Origin of the sequence: Pseudomonas sp. RA_35y_Pfl2_P32, assembly GCF_963970735.1 — a bacterium.
GTDB lineage: Bacteria > Pseudomonadota > Gammaproteobacteria > Pseudomonadales > Pseudomonadaceae > Aquipseudomonas.
In genome coordinates this window covers 38,931-64,379 of the sequence record NZ_CAXAQF010000022.1, presented here as the reverse complement: position 1 = coordinate 64,379, position 25,449 = coordinate 38,931, and the positions used below count along the sequence as shown (strand labels likewise).

The window sequence follows — 25,449 nt, the reverse complement described above, 5'->3', positions numbered from 1 at the left end:
GTACCCGAATTGACCAGCATGCAACCCGGCAACACTGGCGCCGACCCACGCCTGAGCTTTGATGATCCGTTGCTTGATGGCTTGCTGATCCTGTGCAAGCTGCACGGCTGCAATGTCAGCCGGGCCAGCCTGAGCGCCGGACTGCCGCTGGACAAGCAACGCCTGAGCCTCGACCTGCTGCCTCGCGCCGCCGCCCGGGCCAGCCTGCAGGCGCGCTTGCTGCGCCGTGAACTGGGGTCACTGTCGGCGCTCAACCTGCCGGTCCTGCTGATTCTCAAGGACCGCCGCTGCGCGGTCCTGCGCCGCTGGGGCGAGGACGGCCAGGCGCTGATCCTGCCCAGCGAGGCCGAAGGTGGCGAACAATGGGTCAGCCGCGAAGAATTGGCCGAAGCCTACAGTGGCCAGGCGCTGTTCGCCCGCCCCCGGCATGAGCTCGAAGAGCTGCGCTCCCCCCTGGTGCCGCGGGTCGACGCCTGGTTTCGCGACACCCTCAAGTTGTCCCGCTGGCTGTACAGCGATGCGATCCTGGCGAGTTTCCTGATCAACCTGCTGGGCTTGATGGTGCCGTTGTTCGTCATGCAGACCTACGACCGGGTGGTGCCGAACCAGGCCACCTCGACCCTGTGGGTACTGTCCATCGGCCTGCTGATCGGTACCGGCTTCGAACTGGTGCTGCGGGTGGTGCGCGCGCACTTGCTCGATACCGCCGGGCGCAAGACCGACGTGATCCTGTCCGCGACCCTGTTCGAGCGCATCACCGGCATGGCGATGAAAGCCCGGCCGGCGACCATCGGCGGGTTTGCCCAAAGCATCCACGACTTCCAGGGCCTGCGTGAATTTCTCACGGCGGTGACCCTGACCAGCCTGATCGACCTGCCGTTTGCCGTGCTGATGCTGGTAGTCATCGGCCTGCTCGGTGGTTGGCTGGTGGTGATCCCCCTGCTCGCCTTCCCCATCACCATCCTCTTCGCCCTGCTGATCCAGTCCCGCCTGCGCGACACCGTGCACAAGAGCCTGGCCCTGGGCGCCGAACGCCAGGCGCTGCTGATCGAAACCCTCGGCGGCCTGGAAACCCTCAAGGCCTGCAGCGCCGAGAGCGAACGCCAGCACCGTTGGGAAAGCACCCACGGCGCCCTGACCCGCCTCGACAGCCACGCGCGCAACCTCGCGGCGCTGGCCACCAACGGCACCCTGTTCATCCAGCAATTCTCCGGCATGGCGACCATCGTCGCCGGGGTCTATAGCATCATCGCCGGCAACCTCAGCGTCGGCGCACTGGTGGCGACCTACATGCTCGGCAGCCGGGTGCTCGCGCCGCTGGGGCAGATTGCCGGGTTGATCACCCGCTACCAGCAAGCCCAACTGACCATGAAAAGCACCGATGCGCTGATGTCCCTGCCCCAGGAACGCGACGCCGGGCAGCGGCCCCTGGAACGGACGCAACTGCAAGGGGCGCTGGACGTCAGCGGCGTGACCTTCCACTACCAGGGGCAAAGCGCCTCGGCGCTGGCCACGGTCAGTTTCAGCCTCAAGCCTGGTGAGCGGATCGGCATCATCGGCCGCAGCGGATCGGGCAAAAGCACCCTGGCGCGCCTGGTGATGGGCTTCTATGCCCCGGACGAAGGCCAGTTGCTGCTCGATGGCCTGGACCTGCGGCAACTGGATGTCGCCGACCTGCGCCAACAGATCGGCTACGTCGCGCACGACCTGCCGCTGCTGGCCGGCAGCCTGCGCGACAACCTGACCCTCGGCGCACGCTACATCAGTGATGCGCGCATGCTCGAAGTCGCCGAACTGACCGGCGTTACTGAACTGGCCCGCCAGCATCCCCAGGGCTTTGACCGCCCCGTGGGCGAACGTGGCCAACTGCTGTCCGGCGGCCAGCGCCAGGCGGTGCTGCTGGCCCGGGCCCTGCTGCTCGACCCGCCGATCCTGGTGCTCGACGAACCCACCAGCGCCATGGACAACAGCAGCGAAGACGTCCTGCGCCAGAAACTGCAGGCCCAGGTCCTGGGCAAGACCTTGCTGCTGATCACCCACCGCACCTCGATGCTCAGCCTGGTGGACCGGCTGCTGGTGCTGGACAACGGACGCATCGTCGCCGACGGTCCGAAAGAAGCGGTTATCGATGCACTGCGCAAGGGCCGTGTCGGCTCTGCGGCCGTCTAGGAGTGGCACATGTCCGGGCCTACAGGTGATCGCGGCTACTTTGGCAGTTTCGGCAAAAGTGCCGAAAGTGAGTTCATGCCGGAAACCGCCAGCGCCTCGCTGCAGGATTCGCCGTGCTGGTCGCGGGTCACCGTGTGGCTTGCCGCCGCGCTGATCATCAGCGCCGTGGTCTGGGCCAGGTTTGCGGTGCTGCAGGAAGTCACCATGGGTGAAGGCAAGGCGATTCCTTCAAGCAAGGTGCAGGTGATCCAGAACCTTGAAGGCGGGATCGTTACCGAGATCTTCGTGCGCGAAGGACAGATGGTGAACAAGGGCGACACCTTGCTGCGCCTCGATGACACGCGATTCCTGTCAAACAAGGGCGAGAGCGAGGCCGATCGGTATGCCTTGACCGCCCAGGTCGAACGTCTGTCCGCCGAAGCCGAGGGGCGGCCGTTCAAACTCTCCCCCGAGGTGATCGCCAAGGCCCCGCAAGTCGCCGAAGACGAGCGCTCGCTGTTTGAACAACGGCAGCGTCGACTGGCCAGCGAACAGCGAACCCTCAGCGAACAACTTCGGCAGAAAACCCAGGAACTGGCGGAGTTTCGCTCGAAACAGGGGCAATACAGCTCAAGCCTGGCCCTGCTCAACCAGGAAATGAACATGTCTGCGCCGCTGGTGGGCACCGGCGCGGTGTCGCCGGTGGAAATCCTGCGGCTCAAACGCAGTGCGGTGGAAGTTCGTGGCTCGCTGAACGCGACCACCCTGGCCATTCCGCGCGCCGAGTCAGCCATCGACGAGATCAAGAGCAAGCTCGACGAATCGGTGCAGGGGTTTCGTTCGGACGCGGCCAAGGAGCTCAACGAGAAGCGCACCGAGCTGTCAAAAATCACCGCCACCAGCATCGCCATCGACGATCGGGTCACCCGCACCACGGTGGTCTCGCCGGTGCATGGGATCATCAAGGTGCTCAAGATCAACACCATCGGCGGCGTGGTCCAGCCCGGCAGCGATATGCTGGAGATCGTGCCCCTGGAAGACAACCTACTGATCGAGGCCAAGGTCCGCCCGCAGGACGTGGCCTTCCTGCATCCCGGACAGAAAGCCATGGTCAAGTTCAGCGCCTATGACTACACCATCTACGGCGGCTTGAGCGCCAAGCTTGAACTGATCGGCGCCGACACCATCACCGATGACAAGGGCAACAGCTTCTACCTGATCCAGGTACGCACCGACAAAAATCACCTGGGGGGCGACGTCAAGCCGCTGCTGATCATCCCGGGGATGGTGGCGACCGTGGACATCATTACCGGCGAGAAGAGCGTGCTGGACTACTTGCTCAAACCGGTCTTGAAAGCGCGGACCGAGGCCATGCGCGAACGCTAAATGCTGCGCTGGCCGCACATCTTCTGTGGGAGCGAGCCTGCTCGCGATGGACGTCAACGATAACGCGTCTCGCCTGACCGAACGCGACCATAAAAACTCCCCTACCTCGAACCATGATTCCTCTGGTAAACGGCCTCCCCCATCGCCGCAATCTGCCCCTCGATCAGCGCGTCGAAGGGTTTTAGCAATGGCTCGAACGAGGTTGGCGCCTCCAGTACCTGCAACGCCTGGACAATCGCCTCCACCGTCGACAAGGCCCCCGGCCCCGGGGCTTTGCGCAAGCGATAGCGCGACACCCCACACTCGGCCAGGGTCACGCGCGGCAAGGCCGCCAGCAGCGGATTGAGGTGGAGCATTTTGCGCGCCTTGCGCCAGGTGCCGTCGGGCACCACCAGCAGCAGGGGTTGCCCGGCGGGCGTGTAGGCCTGCAGCGTTGGCGCCCCCTCGCCGGGAAACAACAGGCAGGCCTGGTAGCCCGGCTGATGGAGTAACCCGGGCAAATCCTCGAACACCTCGCCGACCACCAACTGCGCGTTGTTCAAGCCCAACGCCGCCAGACGCGCGGTGTTCAAGGCGTGGTTGACCTCGCTGGGGTGCTGCAACAGCAACACCCGGGTGCGGCTGTCGAGGCTGGGAATCAGCGGACACAGGCAGTGGCTGTCGGGCCGCAGGCAGCGCGGGCATTGGCTTCTGGACATGAAATTCTCTCCATCAGGCCTGATTGAGTTGGGCTTTGAGCAAGTCACGAAAGGTCTGGATCAAGGGCTCTCGACTGCGGCCACGCCGCACGATCATCGAAAACGGTGCCTGGTAGCCGAAGGTGGCCGGCAGCAGCACCCGCAGATCGCCTTTGTCTGCCCAAGCCTGGGCGTAGTGCTCCGGCAGGTAGCCGATGTAGGCCCCCGACAGCACCAGAATCAACTGCGCTTCCATACTGTCCACCGTCGCGGCGCTGTGCTTGAAGCCGTGGCGGGCCAGCTCGGCCTGGCTCCAGTAGCCACGTCCGACCATGCGTTGCTGGGTAATCAACTGCTCGGGGATGCGCCGCTCGGTGAACAACGGGTGGCGGTTGCTGCAATACAACCAGTGCTGCTCACGATAGAGCGGCATGTAGACCAGGCCGCTCATGCGGGTCGAGAACGCGCCGATGGCCAGGTCCAGGCGGTTGTCCTGCACCCCGAGTTGCAGTTCGTAGGGGCTCATCACCGACAGGTGCAGATGCACCGCCGGGTGCTCCAGGGTGTAGGCGCCGATGGCTTCGGCGAACGGCAAGGCCTTGTCGCTGACCGTGGAGTCGATCACCCCCAGGTTGAGCGTGCCACGCAATTCGCCCTTGAGCGCGGCGGCATATTGCTCGAAGCCTTCGAGCTCGCCGAGCAGGCGCAGGGTCTCCTGATGAAACAGCTCGCCCTTGCTGGTCAGGCTGAACCCGCCTCGGCCGCGATGGCAAAGCACCAGGCCCAACGCGGCCTCGAGTTGGCTCATGTAAGTGCTGATGGCCGAGGTCGACAGGTTGAGTTCGTGCTGGGCATTGGCGAACCCCTGATGACGGACCACGCTGACGAAGATGCGCAGTAGTTTCAGGTCGGGTAAAGCGTTGGCCATGAGGGAGCTCCGAATGACATCGCGACACAGTCTCTGTAGCAGCTGGCGCACCCTGCGTTCGGCTGCGAAGCGGCCGCCATCCGGGGCAACCGTTTTATCCTGGACAATGAATTACCCCATGGGCGACTGCTTCGCAGCCGAACGCAGCCTTGCGGGCTCGGCAGCTGCTACAGGCGTATTCCGGTTTGCATTAGGTGCGAAGTCTATCGCCACGTTCGGCATTAGTTTAGAAAAATCTGAACTAAGTATTTGTCGGCAGCGATTCTTCTGCGCCACTACCTTTCGCAGAATCCGCCCAACAGGTGCCCGCGCATTCCCGATGTGCTGAGCAACCCCATAAATAAAACAAAGACGATGAGGCCCTACCCGTGGACAAAATTCTTCACCAACCACTGGGCGGCAACGAAATGCCGCGCTTCGGCGGCATCGCCACCATGATGCGACTCCCCCACTTGCAAACCGCTGCCGGCCTGGACGCTGCCTTCATTGGCATCCCGCTGGACATCGGCACCTCGCTGCGCGCCGGCACCCGCTTCGGGCCACGGGAAATCCGCGCCGAATCGGTGATGATCCGCCCGTACAACATGGCCACCGGTGCCGCACCGTTCGACTCGCTGTCGGTGGCCGACATCGGTGACGTGGCGATCAACACCTTCAACCTGCTGGATGCCGTACGCATCATCGAAGAGTCCTACGACGAGATCCTCGAACACGACGTGATCCCGCTGACCCTCGGTGGCGACCACACCATCACCCTGCCCATCCTGCGGGCCATCCACAAGAAGCACGGCAAGGTCGGCCTGGTGCACATCGACGCCCACGCCGATGTCAACGATCACATGTTCGGCGAGAAAATCGCCCACGGCACCACCTTCCGCCGCGCCGTCGAAGAAGGCCTGCTGGATTGCGACCGTGTGGTGCAGATCGGCCTGCGCGCCCAGGGCTATACCGCGGAAGACTTCAACTGGAGCCGCAAACAAGGGTTCCGTGTGGTCCAGGCCGAAGAGTGCTGGCACCAATCCCTGGCGCCGCTGATGGCCGAAGTCCGGGAAAAGGTTGGCGGTGGTCCGGTGTACCTGAGCTTCGACATCGACGGCATCGATCCGGCCTGGGCCCCTGGCACCGGCACCCCGGAAATCGGTGGCCTGACCACCATCCAGGCGATTGAAATCGTCCGTGGCTGCCAGGGCCTCGACCTGATTGGCTGCGATCTGGTAGAAGTCTCGCCGCCGTACGACACCACCGGCAACACCTCGCTGCTGGGTGCCAACCTGCTGTACGAAATGCTCTGCGTACTGCCGGGCGTGGCCCATCGCTGAGGGTCGGACCAAGAACCCACAGGATCAGGTTTTCAAGGCTGCCGCCGACTGGGTGGCTGCCTTTTTCTGAACCGATCACTCGACCCTGTGGAACAGGGGCACCTGGAGCAACGCATTAACCAGAAGGCCATTGGCTGGCCTGCCACGAACATTTATCCGCTATGCCGCAAGGGCATGGCGTTGCGGGTTACACCGGTCATGCGGCAAGTCGCCTGACTCACGCACTACCTTGCGCCTACAGATTGATTATTGCCTCACCATAAAAAAGACAATCGGAGACACGCCATCATGGCTTTAGATTTATTCGTCGTACTCATCTACGCCGCCGCGATGCTGATACTCGGCTACTACGGCATGCGCAAAGCCAAGACCAACGAAGACTTCCTGGTCGCCGGGCGCAACCTCGGTCCGAGCCTGTATATGGGCACCATGGCCGCCACCGTCCTGGGCGGCGCGTCCACCGTGGGCACCGTGCGCCTGGGTTATGTGCATGGCATCTCCGGTTTCTGGCTGTGCGCCGCACTGGGCTGCGGGATCGTGGCGCTGAACCTGTTCCTCGCCAAACCGCTGCTCAAGCTGAAGATCTACACCGTGACCCAGGTCCTGGAAAAACGCTACAACCCGATGGCCCGCTCCGCGAGTGCGATCATCATGCTGGCGTATGCGCTGATGATCGGCGTGACCTCGATCCTGGCGATCGGCACCGTGCTGCAAGTGCTGTTCGGCCTGCCATTCTGGATCTCGGTACTGCTGGGCGGTGGCGTGGTGGTGATCTACTCGACCATCGGTGGCATGTGGTCGCTGACCCTGACCGACATCGTCCAATTCGTGATCAAGACCGTGGGCCTGATGTTCATCCTGCTGCCGATCTGCCTGTACCGTGTTGGCGGCTGGGACGAACTGGTGTTGAAACTGCCGGCGTCGAACTTCAGCTTCACGACCATCGGTTGGGACACCATCCTCACCTACTTCATGATCTACTTCTTCGGCATCCTGATCGGCCAGGATATCTGGCAACGGGTGTTCACCGTGCGCACCGCCAAAGTGGCCCAGTACGCCGGTACCTTCGCCGGGTTCTACTGCGTTCTCTACGGCCTGGCCTGCGCCCTGATCGGCATGGCGGCACACGTGCTGATTCCGGACCTGGACAACGTCAACAACGCCTTCGCCGCCATCGTCAAACTGTCGTTGCCTGACGGTATCCGTGGCCTGGTGATTGCCGCGGCCCTGGCCGCCATGATGTCCACCGCCAGCGCCGGCCTGCTGGCCGCCGCCACCACCCTGACCGAAGACCTGCTGCCGAAACTGCGGGGCGGCAAACCGTCGAGCCTGAAGATCAACCGCCTGTTCACCGCGCTGACTGGGGTTGCCGTACTGGGCATCGCCCTGGTGGTGAATGACGTGATCAGCGCCCTGACCCTGGCCTACAACCTGTTGGTGGGCGGCATGCTGATCCCACTGATCGGGGCGATCTTCTGGAAACGCGCCACCACCGCCGGCGCCATCGCCAGCATGGGCCTGGGCTTCGTCACTGCCCTGGTGTTCATGTTCAAGGATGGCCTGGATGCCAACACGCCGATCTACTACAGCCTGGCGGTCGGCCTGGTGAGCTTCATCGTGGTCAGCCTGGCGTCCCGTCGCCCGGCCACCCTGGCCAACGCGATCTGACCTCAGGTCAGACGCCCTACACCTTTCTTCGGCGGGTGCAGCGTCGGTTGCTGCATCCGTTTTTTTTCGTCTGGGAGAAAGTGCAAGAGAGGGCAGTGGCGGTTTTCGAGCGGCGGTAGAGGGGCCGCAGATGGGGGATCTGCGGCATAGTGATTACGGCGGCTGCTACAACAGCCGCTTTACCGGCGGCGCGGTTGGCGGCGACGTTGTTCGTCGTCAGTGCGAATAGGCACGGGTTGCAGAGGTGGTTCGATCAAACCAAGCGCGACACCGAGGTCATGGAGCCAGTTTTGCAATTTCTCTTTCATGGTGCCCCCCTTCAGGGTAATGCCGAGCGACCGGGTTCTGTAGACGCTTCATACAGATAGTAGTCCGAAGTCCTACGCAATGCTCGCCTCAGTACGCAAAGATCTGTTACCGAATTGATCCAAATCAACCTGCGTGACCTGCATTTGCACCTCCCGCCCATGGCCGCATCCAAGGCGGGCCGGGCTGATGGGCCCGTTCAGTGTTGCCCAAGGGCTTTGCGCAAACGACGGCGAACCCATTGTTCGGCACTGACAAAGGTGATGCCCAGCAATACCAGTACGGCGCCGACGACAACGTTGAGGGTCAGTTTTACGCTGGTGATTGCCACACCCGTCAGGTTCACGTGGGTCACCTGGTCACTGAGTATTGCGATCAGCAGCAAGCCGCCGCGCCAGGTGGCACTGACCTGATCCCAGCCGCCTTTCCAGCAGATCAACAGCGCCACCAGCAATGCCGAGATCCCGGAGCGACCGGCCGCCTGCATCACTGGCGCGATGTCCGCCGCCGCCCACTTGATCATCACCTGCTGGATGCCCCACACCAGGCACAGGCCAAGCATCACTTGCAGGGCAAAGCCATCGACGCTGCGTCGGGTGGCAATCATCAGGCAACCTCACACAGGGTCGTGGGCATGGCAGTGACTCAAAAGGAGCAGTGGGTACATGGACCAATGTGGGAGCGAACCGGCTCGCTCCCACACCTCATCAAGCCATCACCCCGTGTGAGGCTCAGCTCAGTTCAATACGGTCCGGGTGAATGACGATCTGGCCGTTCTTGTAGAGCGCGCCGATGGCCTTCTTGAAGTTGCCCTTGCTGACACCAAACAGGCTACTGATCAGTGCCGGGTCGCTCTTGTCGCTGACCGGCAAGGTGCCGTTGTTGTCACGCAACTTGGCGAGGATCTTCGAGTTCAGGCTGGTGGCAGCTTCTTCACCGACGGGTTGCAGGCTCAGGCTGATCTTGCCATCGGCCCGCACTTCCTTGATGAACCCCTTCTCTTCCTTGCCGGCGCGCATGAACTTGAAGATTTCGTTCTTGTGGATCAGGCCCCAGTGCTTGTTGTTGATGATCGCCTTGAAGCCCATATCGGTCGCTTCGGCCACCAGCAGGTCAACTTCCTGGCCGGGCGTGTAGTTGGCCGGGGTTTTGTCCAGGTAGCGGTCCAGGCGCGCGGTCGCGGTGATACGACGGGTGTGCTTGTCGAGATAGACATGCACCACGCAGTATTCACCGGCGGTCATCTGGCGCTTTTCTTCGGAATACGGCAGCAACAGGTCCTTGGGCAGGCCCCAGTCGAGAAACACGCCGATGCTGTTGACCTCAACCACTTTCAGGCTGGCAAACTCACCGACCTGAACTTTCGGTTTTTCTGTCGTGGCAATGAGTTTGTCATCGCTGTCCAGATAAACAAATACGTTGAGCCAGTCTTCATCTTCGCTGGGAATATCTTTTGGAATATAACGATTAGGCAACAGGATTTCGCCATCCGCGCCGCCGTCCAGATATAAACCGAAGTTAGTGTGTTTAACCACTTGCAAACTGTTGTAGCGCCCGACTAAAGCCATTTCCAATACCCTCATTGCGTGGGCGGCATTCTACCCGTTTTTACCGCCGCCGTTGGGTGGCCGCAGGACCGGCTGTGAAATTTCCGCTGCAAGGCGCGATTTTCCTGGGGTTGGCCTGGCCAATTGACCCCGCTCGTCAGGCCGGTTCGCCCACGATCACGCTTATCAATGCGCCATACTGGCGCGCTTCTGCACCCAGGTTCTTATTTAAAACAGTGGCTTAGGGGAACATTTACAACGCTAACTTTGTATTGATCGAGCTGGCGCCCCAGGTATTCCAGAGGATATTTACCAAGCAATTGTCAAGTATTTCCTGTACGATGCCTGGCCAAGTTAATTTTCTACAGGTTAATGGCCGCCATGCGCGTAAAAGCATCCAACAGCAAAGCAAAGCCAGCTCCAGCCGTTGAAACCAGCGAATCGATCAACGACCAGATTGCTGCTTTCCTCAAGTCCGGTGGCGAGATCCAGCAAATTGCCAAAGGCGTCAGCGGCCAGACATTCGGCCCGTCCAAGCAGATCACCCTGGGCAAAAAGTAATACCCCCTCGCGTCACCCTGGTCCCTAAGCGCTTTGGATATCGAAGCGCTAGGACTGGAACACTCCCCGCACTACCCGTAACCTCCCCCCGTATGTTCAAACCGACGATTTTCCTGATCAGCCTGCTGGCCTGCATGCACGCCGACGCGCAGATATTCCAGCGCGAACTCGGTGCCTACGACCTCAAGCTGGGCACCAGCCCGAGCCGCAGCATGGCCCAGGGCCTGGTCAAGCCGTCCAGCAGCGGGTCCTTCCATGGCGGCCTGGACCTGAGCCACGACAGCGGCTGGTATGCCGGCCAGTGGGCGCCGAGCATGGGCCTGTCGCCCGCCAGCAACCTGGAAGTCGACTCCTACCTGGGCTTCAAACAACCCTTTGACCAGACCCTGGGCTATGAAGTGGGCATGATCCACTACAGCTACCCGCAACTGGACACCCTCGACAGCCAGGAGTTTTTCGGCGGCCTGACCCTGCTCGGCAGCCGCTTCGGCGCCGCCTTCAGCAACGATCCCGACCGACGCAACAGCACGCTGTTCGCCAACCTCAGTGGCAACGAACCCTTCGGCATCGGGCTCAGCCTCAAATACACCAGCCACCGGCTGAACAGCCCGGTGTCGATCGCCGATGGCGACTATGTGTCCACCTTCAACGACTGGTCGGTCAAGCTGTCACGGCCGTGGATGGGCATCGACCTGAACCTGATCTACAGTGATTCAAACCTCAATGGCAACGCGTGCAGCGCCTATTCCGGGCACAACAGCCAATGCGACGGGCTGTTCACCTTCAAGGCTGAACACACGTTTTATTGATGGGCTGAACTGCCACCCGGTTTGTGCGTTCAGATACCAGGACAACGCCTTCGCAAGGATTGGCCCATGACGCGCTGGTTGCACCACCTGAGTCTGCTTCTGTGCCTGTGCCTGGCACTGACGGCCTGCAACCGCGTGGACCTGGCCTATCGCAACCTCGATGTGCTGATTCCCTGGACGCTCGACGATTACCTGGACATGAACAGCGAGCAGAAGGACTGGCTCGGCGAGCGCCTCCGGCAAACCCTGAGCTGGCATTGCTCGACCCAGTTGCCCGGTTACCTCGATTGGCTGGGCCGGCTGGAGCAAATGGTGACCAGCAACCAGGTCAGCGATGACGCGCTGCAAAGTCGCAGCCAGGAAGCCAGGCAGGCAATTGCCCAGACCGCCCGTCAAATCACTCCGTCGGCGGTTGAGCTGTTGCAGGGCATGAGTGATCAACAGGTCAAGGAAATGAACCAGGCCTTCGCCAAAGACTTGCGCAAGCGCCAGGACAACTACCTCAAACCAACGCTGGCCCAGCAAATCCGTCAACGGGGCGAACGCATGGAAAAACGCCTGACCGACTGGCTGGGGCCGCTCAATCAAGCGCAGAAAGATCGCGTGGTGGCCTGGTCCACGACGCTCGGCGAGCAGAACCCGCAATGGATCGCCAACCGCGCCCATTGGCAGGCACAGTTCAGCGCGGCCATGGCGCAACGCCAGAGCGCGGATTTTGCCTCGCGGATCGAAACCCTGTTGGTGGACCGCGAAAGCCTGTGGACTCCCGCCTACCGCCAGGCCTTCAGCGCCACCGAAGCCCAGGCCCGCAGCCTGCTTGTCGACCTGATGGCCCAGAGCAGCGCCAATCAGCGCCAGCGCCTGGCGCAGAAAATCGCCAAGCTGCGCAGCGACCTCAACGCCCTGCAATGCCTCAAAGCCTGAGCCCCGTGTTGACCCTGTGACAGTGACCTGTCAGGCGATCTGCGCTTTGCCCGCCACCTCATCAAAGGTCAGCGGATCCAGCGCATCGGCCTGCTCATCCAGCACTTGGCGAGGGTGGTCGTTGCCCGGAATGCTGCTGTCGAGCAGGCTCAACAAGCTTGAGCCGCGAGGCGTGAGGATGAAGTTCTCACCATTGCCGCCCTGATCCTCGGGGCGCGATTCGATGAATCCACGGTCCAGCAACAACTTTTCATATTCGGTGGCCGTCACCTTCAACTCGTCCAGATTGCCGGTCGACTCACCTTCGGCGGCCTTGGCGGCGGCATGCTGTTCGGCGTAGGGGCGCGGGGTAAAGCTGTGGCCAGCGCTGTTCTGCGCTTCGTGCAACAGCCGTTCGATCAAGTCCCAGTTATAAGTCGTCATCCTGATTCAACCTCCAAAGTTGCAAGTGAGAGGGTCTGCATAGGTTGTGACCGGTGCGATCGGTAGCCGTTCAGCCGGAATTTTTACCACTCCCGACCGACGGTATGTCGAATCCCTGTCGACCAGACGACTAGATGGAGCAGGACGGTTCAACCGCGTAATGCGGATCGACGAACGCCTCAGCAGGCAGGAGAACACAGCATGCACATTCACGATCATCCGGTGGTGTCCCGGGAACAATGGCTGGCCGCCCGCCGCCAACACCTGGCCCACGAAAAGGCCTTCACCCGCGAACGGGACAAACTCAGCGCCGAACGCCGCGCCCTGCCCTGGGTGAAAATCGACAAAGGTTATCGCTTCCAGGGCGCAACGGGCGAACTGAGCCTGGCCGACCTGTTTGGCGGTCGCAGCCAACTGGTCATCTACCACTTCATGTTCGGCGACGGCTGGGACGAAGGTTGTCCGGGCTGCTCCTTCCTCGCTGACCACATCGACGGCGCCAACCAGCACCTGTCCCACCATGACGTGGCATTGGTGGCGGTGTCCCACGCGCCACTGGCCCAGTTCCAGGCCTTCAAGCGGCGCATGGGCTGGGCGTTCGACTGGGTGTCGTCAGAAGGGTGCGATTTCAACTACGACTTCGGCGTCTCGGTCCGTGCGCAAGACGTGGCGGCAGGCACTGCAACCTACAACTACGAAAAGTCCGACGGCTCCGAAGAAGAACTCCCCGGCCTCAGTGTGTTTTATCGCAATCAAGCCGGCGAGATTTTCCACACTTACTCCACCTACGCCCGCGGCCTGGACTTGCTGGTGGGCGTCTACAACTACCTGGACCTGACGCCCAAGGGACGCAATGAAGACCAGATCATGGAGTGGGTACGCCATCACGATCGCTATGAGGAGAACGCTGGCACCAGTTGCTGCCACTCATGACAACAGGCTGAACTTTTCCCTGGCGCAGGCCCTCAACCGGGTAACCGTAGAACGGCAACCCGAGGCCCACTGCCATGAACAGCCTGCTGAAACTGACCTTGATCGCCACACTGTGCAGCGCCCTGCCCGCCTGGGCCTGCACGCCGGAAGAAGCCACTGCCAAACGGGAGCAACTGGCCCAGCGAGTGGCCACGCTCACCGAGCAGAACCCGACCAAGGCCAAGGAAATCAACGACGAGCTGCAGAAAATGGACCTGGATACCGCCGCCGCGGACCTGCCGGACAAGTGCCAGTTGATTGACCAGCGGCTCAAGGAGCTGGATACCGCAGAGAAAAAGGTCGACGGTTGATCCCGCAAGCCGTTGCGACAGTGCAAAAAAACCCGGACCAGGTCCGGGTTTTGGCGATCAGCGCAGCGCGTTACTCCGCCGCTGGCTCTTGCGGCTTGCGGCGCTTGAGCGGGGCCATGCCGTCCTTGCTGACCAGCGACAGGGCGTCGGTCTTCGGCCGGTTGGCGATCTTGCGCTTGGTCGGTGCCTTGGCGGCTGACTTCTTCTTGTCACCCTTGGCGTCGGTCTTTTTCTTCTTCACGCCAACGGCCTTGCCCGAAGCCTTGACCTTTTTCGGTCCGCCGTAGGTGCCTTTGACTTCCTTGATGGTGCGGCGTTCGAAGCTCTGCTTGAGGTAGCGCTCGATGCTCGACATCAGGTTCCAGTCGCCGTGGCAGATCAGCGAGATCGCCAGGCCATCGTTACCCGCACGCCCGGTACGGCCGATACGGTGCACGTATTCGTCGCCGCTGCGGGGCATGTCGAAGTTGATCACCAGGTCCAGGCCGTCCACGTCCAGGCCGCGAGCGGCGACGTCGGTGGCCACCAGGATCTTCACCCCGCCCTGCTTCAGACGGTCGATCGCCAGCTTGCGGTCCTTCTGGTCTTTCTCACCGTGCAAGACAAACGCCTTGTACTCCTGCGCCACCAGGCGACCGTAGATACGGTCGGCCATGGCCCGGGTGTTGGTGAAGACGATGGCCTTCTGGTAGGTCTCGTTGGCCAGCAGCCAGTTGACGATCTGCTCTTTGTGCTGGTTGTGGTCAGCGGTGATGATTTGCTGGCGAGTGGTCGCATTCAGTTGACTGACCGCATTGAGCTGCAGGTGCTCAGGGTTGTTCAAGACCTTGGCGATCATCTCGCGCAGGCCCGAACCGCCGGTGGTGGCGGAGAACAGCATGGTCTGCTGACGGTTGGTGCACTCGTCGACCAGGCGCTGGACGTCTTCGGAGAACCCCATGTCGAGCATGCGGTCGGCTTCGTCGAGTACCAGCACTTCGACTTCTTTCAAGTCGAGGTTGCCGGCGTTCAGTTGCTCGATCATCCGCCCCGGCGTACCGATCAGGATGTCCGGCACTTTGCGCAGCATGGCGGCCTGGACCTTGAAGTCTTCACCGCCGGTGATCAGGCCGGACTTGATGAAGGTGAACTGCGAGAAGCGTTCCACTTCTTTCAGGGTCTGCTGGGCCAACTCACGGGTCGGCAACAGGATCAGGGTCTTGATGCTGACACGGACTTTCGCCGGGCCGATCAAGCGGTTGAGGATCGGCAGGACAAAGGCGGCGGTCTTGCCGCTACCGGTTTGCGCCGTCACCCGCAGGTCACGCCCTTGCAGCGCGAGCGGGATAGCCGCTGCCTGCACAGGCGTTGGCTCGACAAATTTAAGCTCGGCCACGGCTTTGAGCAGGCGTTCGTGCAGGGCGAATTGGGAAAACACGGGTGCTACCTCGAAGAAATGCAAAAAAACAGCTGCATAGGGTACCGGTTTCGAGCGCTCAGGCCGAGTTTCTTTATGCAAACGGTCGCAAACAGTGGGTATTTTGTTAACTGATTTGTCGCCAAACCGAACCCGACATCGCTTAAATGCTCTAATCGGCCCCGTCCCGTCCTACAGAAGAATCGTTTTAGCTTATGGATCTCAAACAGCTCTGGCTCAATACCCAAGAACTCTGGACAGCGCTGGAGCAGCACCCGCGCGTCTACTCCGCCCTGGCGTTGCTGATGTTGCTGGCGGTGGCGCTGGTCGTCGGACGAGTGGCGCGCTACCTGATCCTGCACGCCGTCAAATTGCTCGGCCGGCAACCTGCCATGCATTGGCTCAATGACTTGCTCAACAACAAGGTCTTCCACCGCCTGGCCCAGATGACGCCGTCGCTGGTGATCCAGTTCGGCCTGAACCTGATCCCCGAACTGCACAAGGTCACCCGCAACTTTCTCGACAACGTGGCCCTGGCATTCACCATCCTGTTTCTGGTGCTGGCCATCAGCGCCCTGCTCAATGCCCTGCTGGACATCTACGCGCGCACCGAACACGCCCGGACCCGATCGATCAAAGGCTATGTGCAACTGGCGAAGATGGTGCTGTTCGTGTTCGGCGCGATCATCATCGTCGCGACCCTGATCGACCGCTCGCCATTGCTGCTGCTGTCAGGCCTGGGTGCCATGTCGGCGGTGATTTTGTTGGTCTACAAGGACACCCTGCTGTCGTTCGTCGCCAGCGTGCAACTGACCAGCAACGACATGCTGCGGGTCGGTGACTGGATCGAAATGCCCCAGGTGGGCGCCGATGGCGATGTGGTGGACATCACCTTGCACACGGTCAAGGTGCAGAACTTCGACAAGACCATCGTCTCGATCCCGACCTGGCGCCTGATGTCCGAGTCATTCAAGAACTGGCGCGGCATGCAGGCCTCCGGCGGGCGACGGATCAAGCGCAGCCTGTTCATCGATGCCAGCGGCGTGCGTTTCATCACCGATGACGAAGAGCAGCGCTTGACCCATATCCACCTGCTCACCGACTACATGACGCGCAAGCAGGCCGAACTCAAGGCCTGGAACGAGGCCCAGGGCAACGTCGCGGCGATGTCAGCCAACCGCCGGCGGATGACCAACATCGGCACCTTCCGCGCCTACGCGCTGGCCTATCTGAAGAGCCATGCGCAGATCCAGCCGAACATGACCTGCATGGTCCGCCAGATGCAGACCACCGCCCAGGGCGTGCCGCTGGAAATCTATTGCTTTACCAGCACCACCGCCTGGGCCGATTACGAACGCATACAGGGCGACATTTTCGACTACCTGCTGGCGGTGCTGCCGGAGTTTGGCCTGAGCCTGTACCAGCAACCCAGCGGCAACGACCTGCGGGCCGGGATCCTGCCGGCGGTGCTGGGGGCCAGCCACATCACGCCGTTGGAACAACAGCGCGGGTAGTGCCCAACCTCAGGTGACGGTGGCCGGTTGGCGAATCCCCAACCGGCTGATCCACACCGCCGCCACGATCACCAGGCCGCCCAACAACAGCCGCCCCAGATCTTCATGCTGGTTCCAGATCAGCAGGTTGAGCAGCAAGCCCACCGGCACGTGCAGGTTGTTCATGACCGCCAGGGTCCCGCCGTTGACCAGGCAGGCGCCCTTGTTCCACCAGTACAGGCCCAGCGCCGTGGACACCAGGCCGAGAAACAGCAGCACGGCCCATTGCAGCGGGGCTTCGGGCAGGAAGTTGCTTTTGCCGAACAGCAGGAACGCTGGCAACACCACCAACAAAGCCCCCAGGTAGAAGTAGCCAAAACGTCGGTAGTGCGGCAGGTCGCTGGGGTGACGCGCCACCAGGTGCTTGTACATCACTTGCCCCGCGGCGAAGGTGAAGTTGGCCAGTTGCAGCAGCAAGAAGCCCATGAGGAAGTCCGGGCTGATGCGGTCATAGCGGATCACGGCGGCACCCGCCACCGCCACCAGCGCTGCCACCAGTGCCCAGGGGTTGAAGCGGCGGTTCAGGGCATCTTCGATCAAGGTCACGTGCAGCGGGGTGAGGATGGTGAACAGCAGCACTTCCGGCACCGTCAGCACACGAAAGCTCAGGTACAGGCAGACGTAGGTCACGCCGAACTGCAAGGCGCCGATCACCAGCATCCCGCGCATGAACGCCGGTTCCACCGAACGCCAGCGGGTCAGCGGAATGAACACCAGCCCGGCCAGGACCACTCGCACCAGCACCGCAAAGTAGCTGTCGACATGACCGGCCAGGTATTCGCCGATCAGGCTGAAGGAAAACGCCTGGATCAGCGTGACAAAAAGTAGGTAGCCCATGTTCGCCTCATTTTTCAATGGCGGCGACGATAGCGGTTTTTGCGGCTGATCGCGAACACCCAAAGAATACAAATTCCTTGTGGGAGCAGGCTTGCTCCCACAAGGTTTTTAGGTGCCTGTTAAATCGCAGGCAAAAAAAAGCCCGATCTCGCTAAAGCGTGCAATCGGGCAGGAGCACTCAGGAGCAACAAGTGCAAAGGGAGGTTCGATACGCATGCAACTTTGAAGGGGTACGCCAGCCCACTAGACCATCCAGCGATTATCTGACGATTAACATCTCAAGCGACCTGGGCCAGCTTGGCGTTGGCCTGGTCCAGGCCCTTGGCCTGGAAATCACCGCCCAGGTTCATGCCTTCGGCATGGATGAAGGTGACATCGTGGATCCCAATGAACGCCATGACCTGACGCAGGTAGGGTTCCTGGTGATCGCTGCTACTGCCGGCGTAGATTCCGCCGCGTGCGGTCAGGACATAGGCGCGCTTGCCGCTGAGCAGGCCTTGCGGGCCGGTTGCGGTGTATTTGAAGGTGACCCCGGCGCGCAGCACGTGGTCGAGCCAGGCCTTGAGGGTGCTGGGGATTGCGAAGTTGTACATCGGCGCGGCCAGCACCAGGACATCGGCGGCCAGCAGTTCGTCGGTCAGCAGGTTGGAGCGTTCCAGCGAAGCCTGTTCGCTGTCCGTGCGCTGCGGGGCAGGCTTCATCCAGCCCCCCAGCAGGTTGGCATCCAGGTGCGGCACCGGCTGGCTCGCCAGGTCGCGAACGCTGATCGCGTCGGCCGGATGTGCGGCCTGCCACTGCTCGATGAAGGTCTGGGTCAGTTGACGGGATACCGAGTCTTGCTGGCGGGCACTGCTTTCGATGATCAGAACGCGGGACATGGGATGTAGCCTCCATCGGTGAATGCTGTAAGTCGATGGAGTGGAGACTAAACAGAGTCATATCGATGAAAAAGCGCAAATAACTGCTACAACCCATCAATAAATTCGTTTATAAGCGAGGCATGCCCAACCGCGCGTCCCGTTGCCAATCATTTCGGGGTACAGGTCACCGTGAGATAAAGCTTGATGATACTGCGGCTGAACTTGGCCGACAGCTCGGCGCTGCGCCCCGGCTCGACAGTCACTCGGCGGGTGCGTGGAGACTCCGGGCCATTGCGAAAGATCACTTTGCAGTCAGCGGCTTTATCGCCGTAGTTGTTCAGGGTAATGGAGCCCATGTCGTAGTCGGTGGCGTAGGTGGTGTAGTCAATCTTCAGGCCATTGAGGTGTTTTTCGACATCGATGGGATAGGCAAACGCACTCAACGGCAACATCGCCAGCAGCACACAACAGATTTTTTTCATTCGGCAGCCTCCAATGGAAGCCGCCAGCTTAGGACAAGAGGAGCCCATCATGAAAGCGCCCCGCGTGACCCTTGATCAATGGCGCACGCTGCAGGCCGTGGTCGACCACGGCGGATTCGCCCAGGCGGCCGAAGTGCTGCACCGCTCGCAATCGTCCGTCAGCTATACCGTGGCGCGCATGCAGGACCAACTCGGCGTGCCGCTGCTGCGCATCGACGGGCGCAAGGCCGTGCTGACCGAGGCCGGTGGCGTGCTGCTGCGGCGCTCGCGGCAACTGGTCAAGCAGGCCAGCCAGCTGGAAGACCTGGCCCACCACATGGAGCAAGGCTGGGAGGCTGAGGTGCGGCTGGTGGTCGACGCCGCCTACCCCAGTGCCCGGCTGGTCCGCGCACTCACCGCGTTCATGCCGCAAAGCCGGGGCTGCCGCGTGCGCTTGCGCGAAGAAGTGCTGTCCGGAGTCGAAGAAGTACTGCTCGAAGGTGTGGCCGACCTGGCCATCTGTGGGTTCAGCATTCCCGGTTACCTCGGGGCGGAGCTCAGCGATGTCGAATTTGTCGCGGTGGCCCACCCCGAGCACCCCTTGCACCGGCTCAATCGCGAGTTGAACTTCCAGGACCTGGAAAGCCAGTTGCAAGTGGTGATCCGCGACTCCGGCCGGCAACAGCCGCGCGACGTCGGCTGGTTGGGGGCCGAGCAGCGCTGGACCGTGGGCAGCCTGGCCACCGCCGCCACCTTCGTCAGCAGCGGCCTGGGTTTTGCCTGGCTGCCCCGGCACATGATCGAACGTGAACTCAAGGAAGGTGTGCTCAAGCTGCTACCGTTGGACCAGGGTGGCAGCCGCAACCCCAGCTTCTATCTCTATTCCAACAAGGACAAACCCTTGGGCCCGGCCACGCAGATCCTCATCGAACTGCTGCGCACCTTCGACACCGCGCCACTGGATGCCCCGTTCGCCGCCCCAGAACAAGCCTGACAAGGAGTTGCGCCATGGCCTATTTCGAGCATGAAGGTTGCACCCTGCACTACGAGGAGTATGGCCACGGCACACCGTTGCTGCTGGTACACGGGCTGGGGTCGAGCACCCTGGACTGGGAGCAGCAGATTCCCCAGCTCGCGGCGCACTACCGGGTGATCGTCCCTGATGTGCGCGGCCATGGCCGCTCCGACAAACCCCGTGAGCGCTACAGCATTGCCGGCTTCAGCGCCGACCTGGTGGCCTTGATCGAGCACCTCAACCTCGGCCCGGCCCACCTGGTGGGGCTGTCCATGGGCGGGATGATCGGCTTTCAACTGGCGGTGGATCAACCGACGCTGCTCAAGAGCCTGTGCATCGTCAACAGCGCGCCCCAGGTCAAGCTGCGCAGCGCCGATGACTACTGGCAATGGTTCAAGCGCTGGAGCCTGATGCACGTGCTGAGCCTTCGCACCATCGGCAAAGCCCTGGGCGCCAAGCTGTTCCCCAAGCCGGACCAGGCCGGGCTGCGGCAAAAGATGGCCGAGCGCTGGGCAAAAAACGACAAACGTGCTTATCTCGCCAGCTTCAATGCCATTGTTGGCTGGGGGGTCGAGGAACGACTGTCACGAGTGACCTGTCCAACCCTGGTCATCAGCGCCGACCGCGACTACACCCCGGTGGCGCTCAAGGCGGCCTATGTCAAACTGCTGCCCGATGCGCGCCTGGTGGTGATCGACGATTCCCGCCACGCCACCCCGCTGGACCAGCCACACCGCTTCAACCAAACCCTGCTTGAGTTTTTAACCACAGTCGACACCACTACCCAGGATCACTGACCCATGCTGAAAAAAATCGCCCTCGTGGCCGGCTCTGTATTGTTCGCCGCCAACCTGATGGCCGCCGAAGCGGCCAAGGCTCCCCACGTACTGCTCGAGACCACCAACGGCCAGATCGAAATCGAACTGGACCCGGTCAAGGCGCCGATCAGTACCAAGAACTTCCTTGCGTACGTCGACAGCGGCTTCTACACCAACACCATTTTCCACCGGGTGATCCCGGGCTTCATGGTCCAGGGCGGCGGCTTCACCCCACAAATGGCGCAGAAAGACACCCAGGCACCGATCAAGAACGAAGCCAGCAATGGCCTGCACAACGTGCGTGGCACCCTGTCGATGGCCCGTACGTCCAATCCGAACTCGGCCACCAGCCAGTTCTTCATCAACGTCGCCGACAACGCTTTCCTCGACCCGGGCCGCGATGCCGGCTACGCGGTATTCGCCAAAGTGGTCAAGGGCATGGACGTCGTCGACATCATCGTCAACTCGCAAACCACCACCAAACAAGGCATGCAGAACGTGCCGATCGACCCGGTGCTGATCAAGTCGGCCAAGCGCATCGACTAAGCTGTACAGGGCGTCCTGAGCGGCAGCGGATGATTGATCGCGCCGCTCGCATCAAAAAAGGAGAGCCCGTACGCGGGCGTTTGACTGATGCTCTATGGCCGCTTCGAAAAACTCATCGATATCTTCCGTGAAGCCCCGACGGCGGCCCCGCCCGACCGAGTCCTGCCTTTCTATACCTACTACCTGCGCCAGGTCTGGCCCAGCTTCGTTGCGCTGCTGGTGGTGGGCCTGTTTGCCGCACTGGTCGAAGTGGCGCTGTTCAGCTACCTGAGCCGAATCATCGACCTCGCCCAGGGCACACCGAATGCCGACTTCTTCAAGGTGCACGGTGCCGAGCTGGCCTGGATGGCCGTGGTGGCCCTGATTCTGCGGCCGGTGTTTGTCGGCCTGCACGACCTGCTGGTGCACCAGACCCTGAGCCCCGGCATGACCAGCATGATCCGCTGGCAAAACCACAGCTACGTGCTCAAGCAGAGCCTGAATTTCTTCCAGAACGACTTCGCCGGACGCATCGCCCAGCGCATCATGCAAACCGGCAACTCATTGCGCGACTCCGCGGTGCAGGCCGTGGATGCGTTGTGGCATGTGCTGATCTATGCCATCAGCTCGCTGGTGCTGTTCGCCGAGGCCGACTGGCGCCTGATGATCCCGCTGCTGACCTGGATCGTCGCCTACATCGCCGCCCTCTGCTACTTCGTCCCCCGGGTCAAGGAGCGCTCGGTGGTGTCGTCCGATGCCCGTTCCAAACTGATGGGGCGGATTGTCGACGGCTACACCAACATCACTACCCTCAAGCTGTTCGCCCACACCCACTTCGAACAGCAGTACGCCCGCGAGGCCATCGAGGAGCAGACCGAAAAATCCCAGTTGGCCGGCCGTGTGGTCACCAGCATGGACGTGGTCATCACCACCATGAACGGCCTGTTGATCGTCGCCACCACCGGCCTGGCGTTGTGGCTATGGACCCAGTCGCTGATCTCGGTGGGAGCGATTGCCCTGGCCACCGGCCTGGTGATCCGCATCGTCAACATGTCGGGCTGGATCATGTGGGTGGTCAACGGCATCTTCGAAAACATCGGCATGGTCCAGGACGGCCTGCAGACCATCGCCCAGCCCATCAGCGTCACCGACCGCGAACCGGCGCCCCGCCTGGAAGTGGCCCGGGGCGAGGTGCGCTTCGAGCACGTGGCGTTTCACTACGGCAAAAAAAGCGGAATCATCAGCGACCTCAACCTGGTCATCAAGCCCGGGGAGAAAATCGGCTTGATCGGCCCCTCGGGCGCGGGCAAATCGACCCTGGTCAACCTGCTGCTGCGCCTGTACGACGTGCAGCACGGGCAGATCCTGATCGACGGCCAGAACATCGCCCACGTCGCCCAGGAAAGCCTGCGCGAGCGGATCGGCATGATCACCCAGGACACCTCGCTGCTGCACCGCTCGATCCGCGACAACCTGCTGTACGGCAAACCCGACGCCACCGACGCCGAACTCTGGGAAGCGGCGCACAAGGCCCGGGCCGATGAATTCATCCCGCTGCTGTCGGACGCCGAAGGGCGGACCGGCTTCGATGCCCACGTCGGTGAGCGCGGGGTGAAGCTGTCCGGCGGCCAGCGCCAACGGATCGCCATCGCCCGGGTGCTGCTCAAGGATGCCCCGATCCTGATCATGGACGAAGCGACCTCGGCCCTGGACTCGGAAGTCGAAGCGGCAATCCAGGAAAGCCTGGAAACCCTGATGCAGGGCAAGACGGTGATCGCCATCGCCCACCGCCTCTCCACCATCGCCCGCATGGACCGCCTGGTGGTCCTGGAAAACGGCCAGATCGCCGAAAGCGGCAGCCACGCCGAACTGCTCGCCCATGGCGGCTTGTATGCACGGCTGTGGCAGCACCAAACCGGAGGGTTTGTCGGTATCGATTGAGATCGTAGCGAGCCAGCGTCGCCCAAATGGCTCCCACAAATGCTGCTCGATATGCCCCATTAGCCCCCAGAGCCCCTTGTTCAGGGCCTCCGGGGTTTTTCGTCGAACTGGCATTCCAGAAAAACCCTGCTTCACTCAGCAAAGGTTCTGGAGATGGTTCTGTCGTCCATCTGCGGAGACACACGGCAGCGTCAACTCGAAAGGGCACACTCTCATGTCTCTGTTAAAACGTTCGGCTACAGAGTTGGTAGGTACGTTCTGGCTGGTGTTGGGTGGTTGCGGCAGTGCGGTGCTGGCGGCGGGTTTTCCCGAGGTGGGCATCGGCCTGCTGGGGGTGTCACTGGCGTTTGGCCTGACCGTGCTGACCATGGCCTTCGCCATCGGCCACATCTCGGGTTGCCACCTCAACCCGGCGGTATCCCTCGGGCTGGTGGTCGGCGGTCGCTTCCCGGCCAAGGAACTGCCGGCCTATGTCATCGCCCAGGTGCTCGGCGGGATCATCGCCGCCGCCCTGCTCTACTTCATCGCCAGCGGCAAACCCGGCTTCGAGCTGGCCAGCGGCCTGGCTTCCAACGGCTACGGTGAACACTCCCCCGGCGGCTACTCGATGGCCGCAGGGTTTGTCACGGAACTGGTGATGACCGCGATGTTCATCCTGATCATCCTCGGCGCCACCGACAAACGTGCACCCGCAGGCTTTGCCCCGATCGCCATCGGCCTGGCACTGACCCTGATACACCTGATCTCGATCCCGGTCACCAACACCTCGGTCAACCCGGCACGCAGCACCGGACCGGCGCTGATTGTCGGCGGCTGGGCGATCCAGCAACTGTGGCTGTTCTGGCTGGCGCCGCTGCTGGGCGCCGTGATTGGCGGCGTGGTCTATCGCGGGCTGGGCAAAGAGGACAACTGAACCGCGCGCGGGCGCGAGGATCAGCCTTGTCGATAGGGCAAGGCGCTCCTCGCTTCCTCGGCATACCCCAAGACCCCAACGCGCTCGCGCGCCAGGAAGTCCTGCACCGCGGACTTGAGTCCAGGGTGGCGCAAGTAATGCCAGGAGTGGGTGATCACCGGTTCAAATCCACGAATCAGCTTGTGCTCGCCCTGGGCACCGGCATCAAACCGCTGGAAGCCGTTGGCAATCGCATACTCCATGCCCTGATAGAAGCAGGTCTCGAAGTGCAAGCGGTCGAACTCCGCCAGGCAGCCCCAATAGCGGCCATAAACACTATCGCCGCCCACCAGGCTGAAGGCCATGGCCACCGGCCGCGAACCTTGCTTGGCCAACACCACACGAATCGCTTGCGGCATACGCTCGGCCAGCAGGCTGAAAAACGCCCGGGTCAGGTAGGGTGCCTGCCGGCGCACGGCGTAGGTATTGGCATAGCAGGCATAGACAAAATCCCACTGCGCCTGATCCAGTTGCTGCCCTTGCAACCATTCAAACTCGATGCCCTGCCCCGCCACCTGCTCGCGCTCCTTGCGCATCTGCTTGCGCTTGCGCGAGCTGAGCACATCGAGAAAGTCCTGGAAGTCCCGGTAGCCGCGGTTCTGCCAGTGATACTGGCAGCCGATACGCTGCAACCAGCCCGGCTGCTCGACCAGGGCGGCGTCGGTAAAGGCATCGGTGAAATTGATATGGGCGCTGGAGAGTTCTTCGATCTCCAGATAGCCCGGCAGACTCTTGAGCAGCTCAACCCCATCCTGCCCATCGGCCGCCAATAAACGCGGTCCACTGACCGGACTGAATGGCACAGCGCTCAGCAGCTTGGGGTAATAAGCGATTCCCGCACGCTCACAGGCATCGGCCCAGGCATGGTCGAACACGTACTCGCCATAGGAATGCCATTTGCGGTAACTGGGCAACGCCGCCAGCAAGCGCCCCTCTTCGATGTGCAGCAGGTGTTCCGGCCGCCAGCCCGAATGCGGGCCGAGGCTGGCACTGTCTTCCAGGCTGCTGAGAAACGCATGGCGCAGGAACGGCTGAGTGTCGGGTACCAGGGCGTCCCACTCTGACGACGCAATGTCCGACAGACTGTGCAAAACATGTAACGGCATTCTGTT

General features: G+C 61.9%; 25 protein-coding genes and 1 pseudogene. 15 read left to right on the top strand and 11 right to left on the bottom strand.

Annotated features, from left to right (window positions below; all coding sequences use genetic code 11):
* Positions 1-9: 9 nt before the first annotated feature.
* Together AACY45_RS21570 and AACY45_RS21565 are read left to right on the top strand one after the other, a co-directional pair.
* Positions 10-2,169, top strand: a complete 2,160-nt coding sequence (locus AACY45_RS21570) for a type I secretion system permease/ATPase (RefSeq protein ID WP_339547292.1) — start codon at positions 10-12, stop codon at positions 2,167-2,169.
* A 9-nt stretch (positions 2,170-2,178) separates the two neighbouring features.
* Entirely contained in the window at positions 2,179-3,534 is a 1,356-nt protein-coding gene (locus AACY45_RS21565) for an HlyD family type I secretion periplasmic adaptor subunit (RefSeq protein ID WP_339547291.1), read from the top strand.
* A gap of 101 nt (positions 3,535-3,635) precedes the next feature.
* Here AACY45_RS21565 and AACY45_RS21560 read toward each other — a convergent pair whose 3' ends face one another.
* Both AACY45_RS21560 and AACY45_RS21555 read right to left on the bottom strand, forming a co-directional pair.
* The gene (locus tag AACY45_RS21560) at positions 3,636-4,232 is read right to left on the bottom strand and encodes a tRNA-uridine aminocarboxypropyltransferase (protein ID WP_339547290.1); all 597 of its coding nucleotides are present in this window, start codon (positions 4,230-4,232) and stop codon (positions 3,636-3,638) included.
* A gap of 13 nt (positions 4,233-4,245) precedes the next feature.
* Entirely contained in the window at positions 4,246-5,139 is an 894-nt protein-coding gene (locus AACY45_RS21555) for a LysR family transcriptional regulator (protein WP_095170940.1), read from the bottom strand.
* A 368-nt stretch (positions 5,140-5,507) separates the two neighbouring features.
* Between AACY45_RS21555 and speB the strand changes: the two genes are divergently transcribed.
* Both speB and AACY45_RS21545 read left to right on the top strand, forming a co-directional pair.
* Complete coding sequence (speB, locus tag AACY45_RS21550) at positions 5,508-6,458, top strand: agmatinase (protein ID WP_339547289.1); 951 nt, start codon at positions 5,508-5,510, stop codon at positions 6,456-6,458.
* A gap of 288 nt (positions 6,459-6,746) precedes the next feature.
* Positions 6,747-8,126 (top strand): sodium:solute symporter, encoded by a 1,380-nt coding sequence (locus AACY45_RS21545; protein ID WP_339547288.1) that lies wholly within the window; start codon positions 6,747-6,749, stop codon positions 8,124-8,126.
* Between the two features lie 179 nt (positions 8,127-8,305).
* Here the strand turns inward: AACY45_RS21545 and AACY45_RS21540 are convergent, their stop codons facing one another.
* The 3 genes and pseudogenes from AACY45_RS21540 to AACY45_RS21530 all read right to left on the bottom strand — a co-directional run bounded on the left by AACY45_RS21540 (position 8,306) and on the right by AACY45_RS21530 (position 10,000).
* Complete coding sequence (locus AACY45_RS21540) at positions 8,306-8,434, bottom strand: PA1414 family protein (RefSeq protein WP_256562504.1); 129 nt, start codon at positions 8,432-8,434, stop codon at positions 8,306-8,308.
* Positions 8,435-8,799: 365 nt separating this feature from the next.
* Positions 8,800-9,039 (bottom strand): annotated as a pseudogene (locus AACY45_RS29330) (EamA/RhaT family transporter); the annotation flags it as partial.
* Positions 9,040-9,163: 124 nt separating this feature from the next.
* Positions 9,164-10,000, bottom strand: a complete 837-nt coding sequence (locus tag AACY45_RS21530) for a CvfB family protein (protein ID WP_095170932.1) — start codon at positions 9,998-10,000, stop codon at positions 9,164-9,166.
* Between the two features lie 351 nt (positions 10,001-10,351).
* Here AACY45_RS21530 and AACY45_RS21525 point away from each other — a divergent pair, with 351 nt between their 5' ends.
* The 3 genes from AACY45_RS21525 to AACY45_RS21515 all read left to right on the top strand — a co-directional run bounded on the left by AACY45_RS21525 (position 10,352) and on the right by AACY45_RS21515 (position 12,273).
* Positions 10,352-10,540 (top strand): hypothetical protein, encoded by a 189-nt coding sequence (locus tag AACY45_RS21525; protein WP_030131898.1) that lies wholly within the window; start codon positions 10,352-10,354, stop codon positions 10,538-10,540.
* A 92-nt stretch (positions 10,541-10,632) separates the two neighbouring features.
* Positions 10,633-11,349 (top strand): TorF family putative porin, encoded by a 717-nt coding sequence (locus tag AACY45_RS21520; protein WP_339547286.1) that lies wholly within the window; start codon positions 10,633-10,635, stop codon positions 11,347-11,349.
* A 66-nt stretch (positions 11,350-11,415) separates the two neighbouring features.
* Positions 11,416-12,273: a DUF6279 family lipoprotein gene (locus tag AACY45_RS21515; protein WP_339547285.1), complete on the top strand. Its 858-nt coding sequence runs from the start codon at positions 11,416-11,418 to the stop codon at positions 12,271-12,273.
* Positions 12,274-12,303: 30 nt separating this feature from the next.
* Here AACY45_RS21515 and AACY45_RS21510 read toward each other — a convergent pair whose 3' ends face one another.
* A complete protein-coding gene (locus AACY45_RS21510; protein ID WP_339547284.1) occupies positions 12,304-12,696 on the bottom strand; it encodes a transcriptional regulator in 393 nt (130 codons plus the stop codon).
* Positions 12,697-12,897: 201 nt separating this feature from the next.
* Here AACY45_RS21510 and AACY45_RS21505 point away from each other — a divergent pair, with 201 nt between their 5' ends.
* Both AACY45_RS21505 and AACY45_RS21500 read left to right on the top strand, forming a co-directional pair.
* Entirely contained in the window at positions 12,898-13,629 is a 732-nt protein-coding gene (locus AACY45_RS21505) for a DUF899 domain-containing protein (RefSeq protein ID WP_339547283.1), read from the top strand.
* Positions 13,630-13,703: 74 nt separating this feature from the next.
* Complete coding sequence (locus AACY45_RS21500) at positions 13,704-13,979, top strand: hypothetical protein (protein ID WP_339547282.1); 276 nt, start codon at positions 13,704-13,706, stop codon at positions 13,977-13,979.
* 70 nt (positions 13,980-14,049) lie between these two features.
* Here the strand turns inward: AACY45_RS21500 and AACY45_RS21495 are convergent, their stop codons facing one another.
* Complete coding sequence (locus AACY45_RS21495) at positions 14,050-15,396, bottom strand: DEAD/DEAH box helicase (RefSeq protein WP_339547281.1); 1,347 nt, start codon at positions 15,394-15,396, stop codon at positions 14,050-14,052.
* Between the two features lie 194 nt (positions 15,397-15,590).
* Here AACY45_RS21495 and AACY45_RS21490 point away from each other — a divergent pair, with 194 nt between their 5' ends.
* The gene (locus AACY45_RS21490) at positions 15,591-16,889 is read left to right on the top strand and encodes a mechanosensitive ion channel family protein (RefSeq protein WP_339547280.1); all 1,299 of its coding nucleotides are present in this window, start codon (positions 15,591-15,593) and stop codon (positions 16,887-16,889) included.
* A gap of 9 nt (positions 16,890-16,898) precedes the next feature.
* Here the strand turns inward: AACY45_RS21490 and AACY45_RS21485 are convergent, their stop codons facing one another.
* The 3 genes from AACY45_RS21485 to AACY45_RS21475 form a co-directional block, all read right to left on the bottom strand.
* On the bottom strand, positions 16,899-17,765 hold the full coding sequence (locus tag AACY45_RS21485; protein WP_339547279.1) for a carboxylate/amino acid/amine transporter: 867 nt from the start codon (positions 17,763-17,765) through the stop codon (positions 16,899-16,901).
* Positions 17,766-18,043: 278 nt separating this feature from the next.
* Positions 18,044-18,643 (bottom strand): FMN-dependent NADH-azoreductase, encoded by a 600-nt coding sequence (locus tag AACY45_RS21480; RefSeq protein ID WP_339547278.1) that lies wholly within the window; start codon positions 18,641-18,643, stop codon positions 18,044-18,046.
* Positions 18,644-18,792: 149 nt separating this feature from the next.
* On the bottom strand, positions 18,793-19,107 hold the full coding sequence (locus AACY45_RS21475; protein WP_339547277.1) for a 3-phosphoglycerate kinase: 315 nt from the start codon (positions 19,105-19,107) through the stop codon (positions 18,793-18,795).
* 49 nt (positions 19,108-19,156) lie between these two features.
* On the opposite strand from AACY45_RS21475, the gene AACY45_RS21470 reads away from it, so the two are divergent.
* From AACY45_RS21470 to aqpZ, 5 genes are all read left to right on the top strand, one after another.
* Positions 19,157-20,080: a LysR family transcriptional regulator gene (locus tag AACY45_RS21470; RefSeq protein WP_339547276.1), complete on the top strand. Its 924-nt coding sequence runs from the start codon at positions 19,157-19,159 to the stop codon at positions 20,078-20,080.
* Between the two features lie 14 nt (positions 20,081-20,094).
* Positions 20,095-20,898: an alpha/beta fold hydrolase gene (locus tag AACY45_RS21465; RefSeq protein ID WP_339547275.1), complete on the top strand. Its 804-nt coding sequence runs from the start codon at positions 20,095-20,097 to the stop codon at positions 20,896-20,898.
* A 3-nt stretch (positions 20,899-20,901) separates the two neighbouring features.
* A complete protein-coding gene (locus tag AACY45_RS21460; protein WP_339547274.1) occupies positions 20,902-21,465 on the top strand; it encodes a peptidylprolyl isomerase in 564 nt (187 codons plus the stop codon).
* Between the two features lie 87 nt (positions 21,466-21,552).
* Positions 21,553-23,385, top strand: coding sequence for an ABC transporter ATP-binding protein (locus tag AACY45_RS21455; RefSeq protein WP_339547273.1), 1,833 nt, complete (start codon positions 21,553-21,555; stop codon positions 23,383-23,385).
* Positions 23,386-23,599: 214 nt separating this feature from the next.
* Positions 23,600-24,298 (top strand): aquaporin Z, encoded by a 699-nt coding sequence (aqpZ, locus tag AACY45_RS21450; protein WP_339547272.1) that lies wholly within the window; start codon positions 23,600-23,602, stop codon positions 24,296-24,298.
* A gap of 20 nt (positions 24,299-24,318) precedes the next feature.
* Here the strand turns inward: aqpZ and AACY45_RS21445 are convergent, their stop codons facing one another.
* Positions 24,319-25,443: a GNAT family N-acetyltransferase gene (locus tag AACY45_RS21445; RefSeq protein WP_339547271.1), complete on the bottom strand. Its 1,125-nt coding sequence runs from the start codon at positions 25,441-25,443 to the stop codon at positions 24,319-24,321.
* Between the last annotated feature and the right edge of the window lie 6 nt (positions 25,444-25,449).